The organism is Ferrimonas sp. YFM, from assembly GCF_030296015.1.
Classification (GTDB): domain Bacteria; phylum Pseudomonadota; class Gammaproteobacteria; order Enterobacterales; family Shewanellaceae; genus Ferrimonas.
The window spans coordinates 2,540,834-2,556,016 of record NZ_AP027368.1; the positions used below are offsets into that span (position 1 = coordinate 2,540,834).

At 62.1% G+C, this 15,183-nt stretch carries 15 protein-coding genes; 1 reads left to right on the top strand and 14 read right to left on the bottom strand.

Features of this window, described 5'->3' with window-relative positions:
* Positions 1–40 precede the first annotated feature (40 nt).
* Positions 41–1,396, top strand: coding sequence for an ammonia-forming cytochrome c nitrite reductase subunit c552 (locus QUE41_RS11825; protein ID WP_028111092.1), 1,356 nt, complete (start codon positions 41–43; stop codon positions 1,394–1,396).
* Here the strand turns inward: QUE41_RS11825 and cobD are convergent.
* From cobD to QUE41_RS11895, 14 genes are read right to left on the bottom strand one after another with little or no spacing between them, the layout of a single operon-like run.
* Complete coding sequence (gene cobD / locus QUE41_RS11830) at positions 1,387–2,436, bottom strand: threonine-phosphate decarboxylase CobD (RefSeq protein ID WP_286339248.1); 1,050 nt, start codon at positions 2,434–2,436, stop codon at positions 1,387–1,389. The genes QUE41_RS11825 and cobD overlap by 10 nt on opposite strands.
* Positions 2,436–3,350, bottom strand: a complete 915-nt coding sequence (gene cbiB, locus QUE41_RS11835) for an adenosylcobinamide-phosphate synthase CbiB (RefSeq protein ID WP_286339249.1) — start codon at positions 3,348–3,350, stop codon at positions 2,436–2,438. The genes cobD and cbiB overlap by 1 nt, the downstream gene beginning before the upstream one ends.
* Entirely contained in the window at positions 3,344–4,318 is a 975-nt protein-coding gene (locus tag QUE41_RS11840; RefSeq protein ID WP_286339250.1) for a TIM barrel protein, read from the bottom strand. The genes cbiB and QUE41_RS11840 overlap by 7 nt, the downstream gene beginning before the upstream one ends.
* Complete coding sequence (gene cobS, locus QUE41_RS11845) at positions 4,318–5,079, bottom strand: adenosylcobinamide-GDP ribazoletransferase (RefSeq protein WP_028111089.1); 762 nt, start codon at positions 5,077–5,079, stop codon at positions 4,318–4,320. Before cobS ends, QUE41_RS11840 begins: the two co-directional genes overlap by 1 nt.
* The gene (locus QUE41_RS11850) at positions 5,076–6,386 is read right to left on the bottom strand and encodes a cobyrinic acid a,c-diamide synthase CobB (RefSeq protein WP_286339251.1); all 1,311 of its coding nucleotides are present in this window, start codon (positions 6,384–6,386) and stop codon (positions 5,076–5,078) included. The genes cobS and QUE41_RS11850 overlap by 4 nt, the downstream gene beginning before the upstream one ends.
* The gene (locus QUE41_RS11855) at positions 6,383–7,849 is read right to left on the bottom strand and encodes a cobyric acid synthase (RefSeq protein ID WP_286339252.1); all 1,467 of its coding nucleotides are present in this window, start codon (positions 7,847–7,849) and stop codon (positions 6,383–6,385) included. The genes QUE41_RS11850 and QUE41_RS11855 overlap by 4 nt, the downstream gene beginning before the upstream one ends.
* A gap of 4 nt (positions 7,850–7,853) precedes the next feature.
* Entirely contained in the window at positions 7,854–8,918 is a 1,065-nt protein-coding gene (locus QUE41_RS11860; RefSeq protein WP_286339253.1) for a nicotinate-nucleotide--dimethylbenzimidazole phosphoribosyltransferase family protein, read from the bottom strand.
* On the bottom strand, positions 8,915–9,532 hold the full coding sequence (locus tag QUE41_RS11865) for a histidine phosphatase family protein (protein ID WP_286339254.1): 618 nt from the start codon (positions 9,530–9,532) through the stop codon (positions 8,915–8,917). Before QUE41_RS11865 ends, QUE41_RS11860 begins: the two co-directional genes overlap by 4 nt.
* Positions 9,529–10,038 (bottom strand): bifunctional adenosylcobinamide kinase/adenosylcobinamide-phosphate guanylyltransferase, encoded by a 510-nt coding sequence (gene cobU / locus QUE41_RS11870; protein ID WP_286339255.1) that lies wholly within the window; start codon positions 10,036–10,038, stop codon positions 9,529–9,531. The genes QUE41_RS11865 and cobU (QUE41_RS11870) overlap by 4 nt, the downstream gene beginning before the upstream one ends.
* Positions 10,035–10,853, bottom strand: coding sequence for a cobalamin-binding protein (locus QUE41_RS11875; protein ID WP_286339256.1), 819 nt, complete (start codon positions 10,851–10,853; stop codon positions 10,035–10,037). The genes cobU (QUE41_RS11870) and QUE41_RS11875 overlap by 4 nt, the downstream gene beginning before the upstream one ends.
* Positions 10,850–11,371 carry a bifunctional adenosylcobinamide kinase/adenosylcobinamide-phosphate guanylyltransferase gene (cobU, locus tag QUE41_RS11880; protein ID WP_286339257.1) on the bottom strand — a complete coding sequence of 174 codons (522 nt, stop codon included), beginning with the start codon at positions 11,369–11,371 and terminating at the stop codon, positions 10,850–10,852. Before cobU (QUE41_RS11880) ends, QUE41_RS11875 begins: the two co-directional genes overlap by 4 nt.
* Positions 11,368–12,366 (bottom strand): FecCD family ABC transporter permease, encoded by a 999-nt coding sequence (locus tag QUE41_RS11885; protein ID WP_286339258.1) that lies wholly within the window; start codon positions 12,364–12,366, stop codon positions 11,368–11,370. Before QUE41_RS11885 ends, cobU (QUE41_RS11880) begins: the two co-directional genes overlap by 4 nt.
* A complete protein-coding gene (locus QUE41_RS11890; RefSeq protein WP_286339259.1) occupies positions 12,353–13,186 on the bottom strand; it encodes an ABC transporter ATP-binding protein in 834 nt (277 codons plus the stop codon). The genes QUE41_RS11885 and QUE41_RS11890 overlap by 14 nt, the downstream gene beginning before the upstream one ends.
* A gap of 42 nt (positions 13,187–13,228) precedes the next feature.
* Positions 13,229–15,025, bottom strand: coding sequence for a TonB-dependent receptor domain-containing protein (locus tag QUE41_RS11895; RefSeq protein WP_286339260.1), 1,797 nt, complete (start codon positions 15,023–15,025; stop codon positions 13,229–13,231).
* Positions 15,026–15,183 lie beyond the last annotated feature (158 nt).

Genomic DNA, 15,183 nt, shown 5'->3' on the forward strand with positions numbered 1-15,183 from the left:
CTAAATTTACAGATAATCAGAAGAAGATAACGAGAACCCCATGCGCATCATCACTCCCCTGCTGCTGTCGGCCCTGAGCTTTAGCCTGCACGCCGCCGACGCCGTCCCCAATAGCTTCTGGAAGGAGCGCGCTCCCCTGGAGTACCAGTCCTGGCAGACCACGGAAAGCCAGGGCGAGCGTGAGGATATGCTGGCTCAGCGCCCCCAACTGGTGGTGCTCTGGGCAGGCAGTGCCTACGCAAAAGAGTTTCACAGCCCCAGGGGGCATCGCTTCGCCATCTCAGACGTGGCACAAACCCTGAGAACCGGGGTAGCGCCTGCACAGGGCCAGAAGGGGATGTCCGCCAGTTGCTGGACCTGCAAAGGGCCGGATGTACCCAGGATGATGGCCAAGCTGGGTGAAGAGGGGTTCTCTGGCAAGAACTTCACCGACCTGGGCACCGAGATGGGCAACACCGTCGGCTGCAGCGATTGCCATGAAACCGATTCCACCAAGCTGACCCTGAGCCGCCCCCATGCCCAGAAGGCGATGGCCAAGGTCAGCCTGCCCTTCAACGAACAGAACGCCGCCATGCAGGGTGCCCAGACCTGTGGCCAATGTCATGTCACCTACTACTTCCAGCCTGAAGCCAACAACAAGGTCAACATTCCCTGGATCTTCGGCAGCACCGCCGATGACATTGAGCGCTACTACGACACACGTCGTTTCTATGAGTGGTCCCACCCCATCTCCCGCACCCCGATGCTCAAGGCTAGGCACCCGGAGTTTGAGCACTGGAGCCGAAGCCACCACGCCAAGGAGGGAGCCACCTGCATCACCTGCCACATGCCTCAGGAGCAGGGTGAAAACGGCAAGAGCTTCAGTGAGCACCGGGTAGGCAACGCCCTGGATCGTTTCGATCAGGCCTGTGCCGGCTGCCACGACAGCAAGGCCGGCGTAGAGGCGGCCCTGAGGGTGAACAAAGAGAAGATCGACACGCTGCGGACCGAAGTGGAGATGCTGCTGGTCAAGGCCCACTACGAGGCCAAGGCGGCCTGGGATGCCGGCGCCGAATGGTACTTTATGGATGAGCCGCTGATGAGCATCCGTCACAGCCAGTGGCGTTGGGACTTTGCCGTCTCCTCCCACGGACTGTATGCCCATAATCCTAAAGAGGGGGTGGAGCTTCTGACCACCGCCCTGTCTCAGGCGAAACAGGCCCGGGCTCAACTGGGTGAGATCCTGCTTCGCCTCAAGGTGGAGAAGGTGAGCTACCCGGATCTCTCCAGCAAAGAGGCGGTCCAGGCTGCGGTGGGGCTCGACATGGAGAAACTCACCGCCGAGAAGAAGGCCTACATCGACTCAGAGATCAAGAAGCACTGGCCAGAAGCGGCCAGCCGATTGCCTCACGAGTAAGTGATCAGCAGTGGCAGCGCCTCGGCCAGGCGTTGCCACTGACTCTCATCCAGGGGCAGACCAAATCTCAGCCCATCCCCCTCATCGGTCAGCCGCACCAAGATCCCTTCACCACACAACTGTTTGTGCCAAATCGCCGCCCTGGGGTGATAGAGGGTCTGAAACAATCCGGTACCACAGAGTCTGCCCCCCAGGGGTTTGAGCTGTTGGTGCAAGCGATTTGAGGCCGACGTCAGCCGCTCAGCTTGCCGCGCCTGCCACTCCTTGTCTTCCAGCGCTCGGCGACAGGCGATACGACTGGGTCCCGCCAGGGTCCAGGGCCCCAGCTCATCGGTCAGCTGTGCCAACAGCCAGGGTTCAGCCAGGACAAAGCCGGCGCGGATTCCTGCCAGACCGAAGAACTTACCGATGGAACGCAGCACCACCAGACCAGGCTGAGGGCACAAGGGTGACAGGCTCTCGGCCGGTTCCACATCGGCGAACGCCTCATCCACCAGCAGCAGGCCATGACGGCACAGCAGCTGTTGGTGCCAGGCCAATAATGACCCCTTTTCCTGAACCTCTGCGGTAGGGTTATTGGGGTTGATCACCACCAAGGCAGCGATCTCCGGGGCCAGGACTTCGCCCGGGTGACCCTCATAATGAACCACCTGCCAACCGGCGCGCTGCCAGGCTTTCTGGTGCTCCTTGTACCCGACCCTGGGTAAAAGAACTTTGAGGCCGGATTGCCAACGCCCCTGGCTCTCCATGCGCCCACGCCAAAGCTTGGGTATGGCCTGGATTGCCGCCTGAGAACCGGCCACCGGCAACAGCGATGGGCAGCCATAATAGCTACGGGCGGCCGCTTCCAGGCCATCTTCACACTCGGGCAGCCGGTTCCAGCTCGCCACCGGCATCTCGCCGACCGGATAGGTCCAGGGACTGACGCCGGTGGAAAGATCCAGCCACTTCTCGAAGGGGATGCCATACTCTTCGGCGGCCTGACGTAGCCGACCACCATGGTGCAGGGCCGAGGGCGTTATCGATCTCAGCTCAGTCATCACAGGCCTCCCCAGAGCAGCAAACCGATCAGGGCACACAGCACTGCCCAGGCCCAGGCGCCCCTGTCCACCAGGTTGACCGCGCGCTGCACCGACTCACCGGTGGGCGCCGGCCCCGACCCCAATTGAGGTTTCTCGCAGCTGTAGCCATCGTATTGGGCGGCGCCGCCCAGGGTCACCTGCAGGGCCGCGGCTCCTGCCGCCATCACCGGGCCGCCATTGGGGCTGGCGCACTGCCTGCCCTGTTCGCGGGCACAGCGCATCGCCTGTCCGGTGTGCCCTTGCAGAGCATAGGTGAGTACGGTTAACCGCCCGGGAAGCCAGCCCATCAGGTCATCCAGGCGGGCCGCGGCCCAGCCAAAGTTCAAATAACGGGGGCTCTTGTAGCCCCAGCGGGCGTCCAGGGTGTTGACGATGCGAAACGCCACCGCACCAGGCACCCCGGCAATCAAAAACCACAGCAGCGCACCAAACACCGCGTCATTGCCATTTTCCAGTACAGATTCTATGGTGGCCGCCGCCACCTGGGTGTCACTGAGTCCGGCGGTCTTGCGACTGACCATATAACCCACCCGCTCCCTGGCCAGGGGCAGATCATCGGCTTTGAGGGCATCGGCCACCGCCTGCCCATGCTCGCCGAGGCTGCGATTCCCCAACACCAGATAGAGCACCAGCACCTGAGCCCACCAGGGCAGCGGCCACAGTAGCAGCAATCCCAGGGGCAGAAGCAGCAACGCCACCGCCAGCACGCCCCGTTCGGTGTTGGGGCGATAGAGCCGGCACTCGAGCCAGGAGATCAGTCGGCCCAGCCCCACCAAAGGGTGAAAGCGGCGTGGCTCGCCCAACAGGCGGTCCAACAGCAGAGCCAGGATGGGGATCATCAGGGTAAGCCACAAGGGCTGAGGGTCTAGCATGGGAGTACCAGGGTTCGTTGTTGTTCGATGGCCTCGCCCCAGCCCTGCAACGAGTGCTGGGCCAGTTCGTGCACCAGATGGTCAGGCTCACAGGCCTCCACCAGGGGACGCAGATTCGCCTCAGTAAAGGGGTGGTGACCGTCGATGGTGCTGACGTGTTTCAGCGCCACCTCCAGCTCGTACCAGAAATCGGCGCAGCCCTTGTAGGGCTCGCTGCGACGTTTTGCCTGCTCGATGTAATCGCCGCTGAGGCTGCAGTTCAGATGCAATGCGTGGATCTCCTGACTGAGATCCAACCGCTTGAGCTCCTGCACCAGCCAGGCGACGCCGTCAGATTCGTTTCTGAGGGTGGTATTGGTGGCCATGCGATGACCGCTGTCGAAGCACAGGCCGCAGTTGTCATGGTTCACCAGTTGACGCAGAGTGTCGTACTCCTGGCGGTCGTCCAGGCGGAAACTGCCGGGCCACCACAGGTTCTCGAACAGCAGTTTGCCCTTGTAGCGGCTTTGGGCCAGGGCGGCGTTGAGCAACTCGGCGCACACCTCCAGAGTCTCGCGCCAGTGCCAGGGAAACGCCTGGGTGAACAGGTTGTCCATGTCACAGGTGACCGGATGGAACACCACGTAGGGGATGTTCAGATCCGCCGCCAGATTCAGCTGATGCACATAGGTGTCCACCAGGCACTGGGGCTCCAGTCCGCCATAGAAGTGCTCTACGGTCTGGCGATCGCCAAAGATCTTGAGCAGTTGTGGCCAGTCCTGGCGCCAGAACGGCGTCAGTATGGGAAAGAAGGTCAGGTGCAACCCACCGGCCAGATCCGCCGGCACACTCTCTTTGGCCCAAAGCCCATGAGGGGCGTATTCGAAGCCGTCGAAAGACCAGCGACTGAGCCACTCTCTGGCCTCGGACCAATCTTTCAACAGGTGGCCCGGGGCGGGATTGACGGTGATGTTCAGCAGTTGCTTCATCAGAGCCAGCCCTGATTCATCATGGCCACCAGGGCGATGAGGGTGGCACACTCGGTCAGCTGCTGGGTGGCGCCCAGGGTATCGCCGGTATAGCCCTGGATGTGGCGATGCATCAGCCAAGTCATCAGAGCAAAGACACCACTCCACACCAGCGCCAACACCGCCGCCGCCTCATAAGGCAGCATCAGCAGCGGCAGGGCAGCGCAGATCATCAGCGCCAGCTGGTCGCCGAAGCCCGGCGAGTGCTGGCGTTGTGGGGTCTTACTGCCCTGCCCGGTTCTGGCGTAGGGCAGCAGCACCGGCACCAGTCCGGCCACCGCCCGGCTGCCAGCATGACTCACCAACAGCGCCACCATGGCCAGTCCCAGGTGCAGCTGAGTCAGGGCCACCGCCTTGATGGCCAGGGCGCCAATGAGGGCCAGCACCCCGTAGGTGCCTATCTGACTGTCCTTCATGATCGCCAGCTTGCGATCCCGTTCCCAGCCGCCCCAGAAGCCGTCGAAGGTGTCCGCCAGACCATCTTCATGGAAGGCACCGGTGATCAGCAGCAGCAGAACCAGCACCGACACCACCGCCAGTGGCTGGCCCAGCCAGGGCGTCAACACAGACAAAGCCCCTGCGGCTATAGCGCCCAACAACAAACCGATGAGGGCAAACCAGCGGGCGGAGCGGGCCACACTGTCCGGGTCGAAGGGCACCCAGGCGGGCATCCTCAGCCGGGTCAGAAACCCCAGGGCGGTCAGGATCAACTTGGGGTTCATGGGTGCTCCCCTAAAAACCAGTTGGCCACCAGGGCCGGCGCCGATGGGAAGTACCAGTGGACATAGGAGGCCACAACGCCCCCAAGCTGGTAAACGGGCTCGGCCACTTTCACACGCCCGGGCTGGGTCGCAGTGGCGATGGGCTCAAGTTGTATCTCGCTGCTGGAGTAATGGAAGCAATGACCGCGAAGGGTGAAGCCCTGGATTTCGGCGCTGAGCATGCCAATTCCCTGCAGGCGCGACTGCATCTGGGCGCTGCCGGGGAGGACGCCCAGCATCTCTGTGCCCTCCCCCCATTTATCGGTCAGGTGCTCGAGCAGATAGAGCATGCCGCCACATTCGGCCACCACCGGATGACCGGCATCGGCAAAGTCGCGGATCTGTTGCATTAGAAGGGTATTGTCGGTGAGAGCCGGACCATGGAGCTCCGGGTAGCCCCCCGGCAGATAGAGGGCGTGGCACTGGGGCAGCTCATCGGTCAGGGGCGAGAAGTGCACCAGCTCGGCGCCGAGCCTGGTCAACAGCGCCAGATTGTCCCGATAGATAAAAGCGAAGGCGGCGTCATCGGCCACGGCGATGGTGCGTCCCGTCAGGGGCCGCCCTACCATCTTCAGCACAGGGTCTTCAGGAACAGGCTCGAAGAGTACGGGTTCAGGCAGGGGCATGTCGCAGCTCTCGCCCAATTTGGCCGCGGCGGCATCCAGCCAGGCGTCCAGATCGGGCAGCTCGCGGGCCTGCACCAGTCCCAGGTGTCTGTCCGGCAATGCCAGGCTCTCATCCCGGGGCAGCCAGCCGCAGAAGGCGATCTCCTCCGGCAGACTCTCCTCCAGCATCAGGGCATGGCCCGGGCTGCCCACCTTGTTGGCCACCACCCCGAACAGAGTGACGTCTTCGCGGTAATGGGCCAGGCCGCAGGCGATGGCGCCAAAGGTCTGAGCCATCTTGGCCGCCGGGATCACCGCCATGGCGGGCACCCCAAACAGGGCGGCCAGATCGGCACTGGAGCTGCGGCCGTCGAACATCCCCATCACCCCTTCGATGAGGATCAGGTCGGCTTCGGCGGCGGCCGCGGCCAGGTGACGGCGACAGGCGGCCTCCCCCATCATCCCCAAATCCAGCTGATAGGCAGGCTGGCCGCTGGCGACCTCATGGAAGATGGGGTCAATAAAATCCGGTCCGGTCTTGAACACCCGCACCCTCTTACCCCGATTGCGCCAGTAACGGGCCATGGCGGCCACCACAGTGGTCTTGCCACTGTCACTGGCCGGAGCCGTCACCAACAGTGCCGGGCAGCTGTAACGGGTCATGACTGCCACCCCTTAAGACCGGCAAACACTTTGTTCAGATCCAGATACTGTTCCAGGCAATCGGCGAGGCGATCGATCCCCTGCTCTCGCAAGGCGTCCATATCCTGGGCCTGTGCGTGCTGTGCCTCCAGCCCGGCCCAGCGCAGCAGCAGGTTGCAGGCCTGGGGTTCATCGAACAGCCCGTGCAGGTAACCACCGAGTATCTGATTGCCAGGGTCGATGGCCCCGTCGGCCTCACCGGCCAGCACGAAGGGCTGGCTGGCGGTCACCTGACTGCGGCCGGCGTGGATCTCGTAGCCGGTCACCGGGGCACTCTCCCCTTCCAGAGACAGGGTTCCCTGCACCCGGGTCAGGCGCTTGTCGCCGGTGAGTACGGTGACCAGGTCCAGATAGCCCAGGCCATCGCTGCTGCCGGGCGCCCCTTCGACGCCATCGGGATCCTCGATGCGCTGACCCAGCATCTGGTAACCGCCGCAGATGCCGATCACCTTGCCACCGAAGCGCAGGTGGCGGGCAATCTGGCGATCCCAGCCCTGATCCCTCAGCGCCTGAAGATCGCCCCGGGTGCTCTTGGAGCCGGGCAGGATGATGAGATCCGCCGCGGGCAGGTCGTTGCCGGGACGGACAAAGGTCAGGTCCACCTTGGGGTGCAACCGCAGGGCATCAAAATCTGTGTGATTGGAGATGCGCGGCAACCCGGGCACCACCACCTTGAATCGGGCGTCCTCATCGGTCTGCTGCACATTGATGGCGTCCTCCGCCTCCAGATACAGACCGCGCAGGTAGGGCACCACGCCGAGAACCGGGACACCGGTCTTCTGCTCCAGCCAGGCCAGGCCGGAATCGAGCAGGCTGGGGTCACCGCGGAAACGGTTGATGATAAAACCCTTGACCCTGGCTTTCTCGGTGTCGGACAGCAGTTCGAAGGTGCCATAGAGGTGGGCAAACACCCCACCCCGATCGATGTCGGCCACGATCACCACAGGGCAGTCGGACGCCTCGGCGAAGCCCATGTTGGCGATGTCATGTTCACGCAGGTTGATCTCTGCCGGGCTGCCGGCCCCCTCAACCAGGCGAGCCTGATAGCCCTGGCCCAGCTCCTCGAAGGTATCCAGCACCATCTGCATCAGCTTGGGCTTGTTTTCGTGGTACTCCCGGGCGTCCATGTCGGTAAGCGCCTTACCCCGGACAATCACCTGGGCACCGGTATCTGTATTGGGTTTGAGCAGCACCGGGTTCATCAGCACGCTGGGCTCCAGGCCACAGGCCTGGGCCTGCACTGCCTGGGCTCGGCCAATCTCGCCGCCCTCGGCGGTAACCGCACTGTTGAGTGCCATGTTTTGTGGCTTGAAGGGCGCAACCTTGATCCCCCGCCTCGCCAGAACCCGGCACAAACCGGCCACCATGACACTTTTACCTGCATCGCTGGTGGTGCCCTGCACCATCAGTTTGAATCCACTCATGCTGTTACCCGAATCGGTTCATGTGTTCGATGACGGCCCTGTCCAGCCCGTCGATGATCTCGGCCTGAGACAGGCCCAACTGCTCCGCCAGCACCAGGCAACCGCCCAGGCCACAGCCCTCCACCACCAATCCCTGTTCATACAGGTTAAGACAGTGGTGACGGCTCTGATTAAAGTCTGTGCGGTTAAGGCGAAGCTGCCACTGCCCGGGCAGATGCCCCAGTACCTTCTCGCCCTCTCCGGAGAGCACCCAACGGGTGGTATCCACCGACCCGGTCAAGGTGGGGCGGCGTCGGTGAGCCGCCAACAGCGGCGCCACAAACATCATTCCCCCGGCCAACCTGGGCAGTGGCAAGCCTTCTGGCCAGTGATGCAGGGTCTGATAGACCGCTCGCTGAATGGCGTCGTGAAATCGCTCATTGGCCAGCAGGGTATCGACACAGAAGGTTTGACTGTGCTGGCGATACTCCTGCTCCAATTGAGAGAGCAGCGCCTGTTTCTGCATCAGCTTGGCCCTGTCCTTGGTGCTGCCCGCCGGGGTCAGCCCCAGTCCGGTCAGCAACCTGAGCCACAAGGTGGAGAAGGTGGTGCCGCCAACGCCGCATTCGGCCAGGATACTTATCTGCCCCTGCTCCGCCTGACTCAGTAATTCCGGTAAAAGGTGTTGCTCAATCAGGGTCTCGGTATTGGCTTCGACTCCGCCAAGGTGGCGTGCAGAGGCCAGCCAGCCGCAGTGGCCCGCTTTCGGGGTCGCCACACCGAAGTTAAAACTGCGAAACTCAACCTTGAAGCCCTTGGAGGCCAGCAGTTGCAACAACCCCCGGGTCAGCACCGCCGGACTGATGCCGCCGTTTCCCAGAAGGCCCTGGACGGTCAGCGCCGTGGGCGCCGGCGCGTTGGTCAGGGGCGTCAGCGCCTCACCAGAGCAGATCAGCTCCGAGTCTCGGGTGGGCGTCAGATGCATCAGGTTTTTGCCCGCACCGGCGTCGCTGAGGTTATGCAGCTCCGGCAACTGGGTGGCCGCCCCATTGAGAATATTGAAAACAATGGTGTTCTGTGCGGTGCTCATGAAGTCTCCTGGGGGTTATACAGCTCCACCAGTTGAGGCCACACCTGGCCCTGTTCATCCTGGTACAGACTCAGGGTAATCCGTGCCGCGTGACCCAGGGTCACCCGGCTCAGGTGGGCATTGCCCTTACGGGACCCCTCCAGCAACCAGGCCAGCACCAGGCGCATGACACCGGCGTGGGTCACCAGCAACAGGTTCTTACCCTTGTGGCAGGTCCCGAGCTCAAGCAGCGCCTGCTCCACCCGCTGTTGCAGGGACTCGGTAGACTCACCGCCGGGGGGCGTTTCCTGCCAGGGCTCCTGCCAATAGAGTTCGAACGCGCCATCGGTGCTTTGCCACAGAGTTTGAAAATCCAGGCCATCCCACTCACCAAAATCCAGCTCCTGTAATCTGGGTTCGGTCTCCACCGGCAGCTGACGCTCCCTTCCCAGGGCCTGGGCAAAATCCGCACAGCGGGCCAGGGGCGAGGTGAAGATGGCATCCACCTCCAAGCCCTGACAGCTTTGTCTCATCTGCTGCCAGCCCAAAGGGGTCAGGCCGGGGTCGGTGCGGCCCAGCAGCCGGTCCGCCAGTTCGGGGCGACCGTGGCGCACCAGAGTCAACAGGGTCTTCATACACCTGGCTCCTTCAATACGATGGGGTGGCCCGCCTGGCAGAAAGTGACGCTGTTGGCCTCCTGGGCAATGGCCTGATGCAGTTCACCGGCGGCGGCGACAAAGGCCTGACTCATGGGATCGTCCGGGATCAACCCCTGCCCCACCTCGGTGCTCACCAGCACCACCTCTGCCGCCGACGAAGCCAGGGCAGTGACCAGTTGATCCCTGGCCTGATTGAGATCCGCCTCGGCCATCATCTGGTTGGTCAGCCACAGAGTCAGACAATCAATCAGCAGAAGCTGGCCGGCTTGGGCCTGGGCGATAAGCTCCGCCAGTGCCAGAGGCTCTTCAATGCAATGCCAACTGACCGGACGGCGCTTGCGATGCAGCTCAATGCGCTCAGCCATGGAGGGGTGACTGCGGGCGGTAGCCACATAGACTACCTGCCCCGGCCAGCGATAGGCCCTGTCCTCCGCCAAGGAGGACTTGCCACTGCGGGCGCCGCCCAGATAGAGATGAATCATGGCGCCGACTCCCGGCGCACCTTGTCCACCAGCTGGCACACCATGGCCATGCCGTCGAGCACCCTGGGGCCGGTGCGGTGAACCAGGTCCCCCTGGATCTGAATAACATGCCCCTGCTTGACCGCAGGGATCTCAGGCCAGCTCTCCCAGGCCACCGCCTCCTGGTTACTGTTGCCGTGATACTGGGGCTTAAGGATGAGCTCAGGCATCCGGATCAGCACCTGCTCCATGGCCACCTGGGGGTAATCGGCGGTGCCGTCGTCAAAGATGTTCCTGGCGCCGCAATCGGCGAGGATGCCGTTCATCCAGCCTCCGGAAACCGTGGTCAGGGGCTCAGGCCACACCTGGTAGAACACCTTCACCGGCTCGCCCTGGCTGTATTGCTGGCGCAGTTGTGCCAGTCGAGTGCGAAACGCTTCCGCACTCTTTTGCCCCTGAGCCTCACGGCCGATGGCCATGCCCAGAGATTCAAGCTTGTCGGCCACCTCGTCGACGCTGGTGACGCTGCTGTCAAACATGGGAATTCCCAGGGTTTGCAGCCGCTCGATGATGGGAGCCGAGGTGTCTTCAAAGGAGATCACCACCAGTTCCGGCTGCAGCTCAAGCAGACGCTCGAGGTTCATATGATCGTAGCGACCGATGCGAGGGATCGCCTTGGCCGCTTCCGGGTAATCGGCGTAATCCACCGTCGCCAGGATCTCCTCTCCAGCGCCGAGCTCAAACAGCATCTCCACCGAATGGGGAGAGAGGGCCACCAGGCGCATCGCCTGAGCCGGCAGGGCCAGGAGCATCATCAACAGGACCAGAGCTCTCATGGGCACTCCTTCAGTTCCAGGGGCAAACCGGCAAGGGTCAGGGTGACTTTGTCCATCAGGGGGGAGAGGTGCTGCTGCAGCCAGCCACACTCATCCACGAAACGGCGATTGCCCTCACCCAGGGGCACCACCCCCTGCCCCACCTCATTGCCAATGAGGATCAGCGGGCCCGGCAGGCTGGGAAGGGTATCGAGCAGCGCCTCTTTGGCCCCGGGCCAGTCGCCGCCGAACAACTCATTGGAGAGCCACAGAGTCAGGCAATCCACCATAATCAGGGTGTTGGGCTGGCTGTGCTGTGCCAGAAGATCCCCCAGGTTCCTGGGTGCTTCCAGCAGTTGCCAGTTCTTGGGACGGCGAGACTGGTGATGAGCGATGCGCTGCGCCATCTCCTGGCCCTCGGCGGTAGCGGTGGCGATCACCACCACCTTGCCATCGGTTTGCTGTTGCCACTCAAGGGCGCGGGCCTGTGCCAAGGCACTCTTGCCGGAACGGGCACCGCCGGTGATCAACTGTTTCATGCCAGCCTCCTGCGCCGGTTAATCAACAAAGCGATAAAGAAGCAGCTGCCGAGGATGGCGGTCACCACCCCAACCGGCAGTTCCTGATTGCCAAGGAGCTGACGGGCGAGCAGGTCCACCCACACCATCATCACTGCCCCGAACGCCGCGGTGGCCACTATGGTGGCACCGCTGGCCGCTCCGATAAGCATCCGTACTATGTGGGGCACCATCAGGCCGACAAAGCCGATGCCACCGCAATAAGCCACCAGGGACGCGGTAATCAGCGCGGTCAACAACAACATGCCCAAGCGCAGTGGCGCCACCGCCACCCCCTGGGTATGGGCGCTTTCGTCCCCCGCCATCAAGGCCTGAAGAGGCCGCTGAAACTGATGGATGATCACCAGGGACACCAGCACCACCAACCCGGGGATCCACAGGGTGGCCCAGGTGGCCCGGCTGAAGCTGCCCAGGCTCCAGAACAGCACCGCCTGAATCGCCTGGCTGTCGCCGAAATAGAGCGCCAAGTTGGCCAAGGAGGAGAGCAGGAACGAGATGGCCACACCGGCCAGGATCAGCCCCTCAACCTGACCGTCTCTGGCCATCACCATCACCACCGCCACGGCGATCAGCGATCCCAGGAAGGCGCACACAGGCAAGCCGAGTCCGGCCACTCCCAGGGTCAGGGCCAGAACCGCGCCCAGGGTGGAGCCGGCGGAGATGCCGAACAGATAAGGATCGGCCAGGGGATTGCGGGTAACGCTCTGAAGCACAGAGCCTGACACCGCCAGGCCAGCGCCGCACAGCATGGCCAGCAACACCCTGGGCAGTCGCAGTTCAATGATGATGCGGTCTGACAGACCCTGGGCCGCCTCACCGGTGAGGGCGCGGGCCACCGCCTGGGCCACATCATAGGGAGCTATATCGGCGGAGCCGGTGGCCACGGCCACCAGAGGAGAGATCAGCAGCAGGGGCAGGAGCAGCAGCATCAGCTGCCCGGGTTTAAGCAAGGGCATAGTCGCTATTGTGGTAGTCGTAGGTAATTCTGGGGTGAGTGCCCTGAGGATGGGGGTCGATGCGAGCATCCACACCGTAGGTCTGGGCGATCTGTTTCTGGGTCAGTACCTGACCAGGTTCGCCGAAGGCGGCCAGTCGACCTTCATGCAGCAGCAACAGGCGATCGCAGTAGGCACTGGCCAGGTTCAGATCATGAATGGAGGCCACCACGGTCACCCCCAAGCCACGAAGCAGCTTGAGGGTGTCAATCTGGTAACGAATGTCCAGATGGTTGGTGGGCTCATCCAGCAGCAGCAGTTTGGGTTGCTGCAACAGGGCGCGGGCGATAAGCACCCGCTGACGCTCACCGCCGGAGAGCAGTTCGAAATGGCGATCGGCCATCTCGGTCAATTGCACCCGCTCCAGCATCTCCTCAATCTGGATGCGCTCTTTGCGGCGATCCAGCCTTTGCCACCAGTTACTCTGGGCCAACAGGCCCGTGGTCAGAAATTGACGCACGGTCATCGAAAATCCGCTAGGCAGGTGTTGGGTCACCACCGCCACCTCTCGGGCAAACTGGCGGCGACTCATTGTCTGGGTGTCTCGGCCCCCCAGCAACACGCGGCCACTGGTGGGGTCGAGGTAACGATAGAGGCAGCGCAGCAAGGTGGATTTGCCGACGCCGTTGGGGCCGAGCAGACCCACAAACTCTCCCTGGAATATGTTGAAGCTGATCCCGGAAAGTATGGTTCGGCGGCCATCGCCCCAGCCCAGGTTCTCCACCTCCAGTTGCAGGGGTGGCTGAGGGGTACGGGGTAAGTCGTCAAATGCCTTAAACATGGCGCTGCCTCCGGCGGACCGCAGAGCGGCCCGCGTTTTGGGTTAGAACTGGGTGTAGCTGACGCTCAGGAACCACTCGGTACCCGGACCATTGTAATTGGCGCTGGTGATGATCTCCTCATCCAGCAGGTTATTGGCCTTCAGGCGCACAAACCAGCTTTCCGAGAGCTCATACCCCAGGCTCAGGTCCACCTTATGGTAAGGGTCGAGGTAGTTATCCCCTCTCTCCTTACGCTTGCCCTGGTAGTGGTAGTCCAGAGTCAGGTCCCACTGGGTCCAGGCGTAGGAAGCCGAATAGTCAAACTCGTGCTCACTGCGGCCTTCCAGCTGCTCATCCTTCTGCTTATCTTCGGCGTCCAGGTAGGTATAAGCCACCTGATGATCAAGGCCGAGAGAAGAGAAGTTGACACTCAGCTCGATACCTTGCAAACGCGCTTCAGCGATATTGTCTACTGCCCAAATGTCGTAGTCGAACTCATTCTTTACTCCGGTATTGAACCAGTCAATCAGATCCTCCACGTCGTTATGGAACACGCTCAGGTAGGCGTTATAGCCGTCGCCGGAGTAGCTCAGGGTCAGGTCGCTATTGCTCGCCGTCTCTGAACGCAGATCCGGATTACCAGACCCTGGCCAGTAGAGGTCGTTGAAGGTCGGGGCTTTAAAGGCGGTGCCATGGCCTGCGGTCAGTCGCCAGCCATTGCCGAACCGGTAGGCGGCGCTGAGGTTGTAGGAGGTCTCGGAGTCGATATTCTCCACATCATCGTAGCGCACCGAGGCTTCCAGCAACCAGGCATCCAGGTCGGCGCGGGCCAGGGCATAAACGCCCAAGACGTCGCGCTCATCCTGAGCGTAGTCGCCACGAACGGACTCGTTATAGAAATCCACACCGCCAATCAGGGTCAACACATCGCTGGGCAGATACTGGTTGCTCCAGTTCAGCTGCTCCCGACGGGTCTCATAGATGCTGTGATCTGGGCTGCCATCACGGAAGTTGTCGTTGTAGTCGCGAGCCTGGCCTACACTCAGCTTGCTGGTGTAATCGCCCTGGTTGTACTGGGCACCCAGGTTCCACAAGAAGTTGTCGAAGTCTGCTTCGTTGCCCCCGTAGGAGCTGTCGTATTCGTTGTTGCCGGTGTTGTACTGACCCACCCAGTTCAGCTGCCACTGATTGTTCAGGGTCTGCCCACCGTTGATGCCGGCGGTAATGCGATCAAAGCCATCATCGTCATCTTCGCCGTCACGCTTGGCATCAAAACCATCACCTTGCTCGGTAGAAAGGGTCAGGCTGGTGCGACCATCTCCATGGCCAACGCCAACACCGGCTGCCAGACGTCCATAGGCATCGCTGCCCACGGCAGCGCCGGCATACCACTGACCTTGGTCCAGCTTACGGGTAAAGATTTGGATAACACCGCCGATGGCGTCGCTGCCCCAGACGGAGGCACGGGGACCTTTCACCACCTCGATGCGCTCAATCTGCTCGGGAGAGATGGTGGAGAAGCTGACCGAACCCAGGGTGGCGGAGTTGATGCGAATGCCATCGACCAGCACCAGCACGTGATCGGAGTTGGCACCACGAATGCTGATACTGGCATTCTGGCCAGCACCGCCATTGCGGGTAACGCTGACGCCCGGCAGGCGCTCGAGGAGATCGGCCACAGAGGTGGGGCTGATCTTCTCAATCTCAACCCGCTCAATGGTATTGATGATGGTCAGCTGCTGCTCAGGAGCCGAATCAAAGCGGTCACCGGTGACCACTATCACGTCCTCGGTCGCGGAGGCGGAGAAGGTGGCGCCCAAAGCCAGGGCAACCAGGGAGAAGCGCGTTTTTAAACTCATGGTGTTTCCTTTGAGTTAGAGTTTTAAAAGCGCGGGAATGCTCTCTAGGAGAGGTCGGTACGATCATCACAGATCGCACGCATACAACAGACGTAAGCCAGATGGGTACGACTCAGAGGGCAAGCCTGTGGCTTACCTTGATACTCCAAATTGTTCGT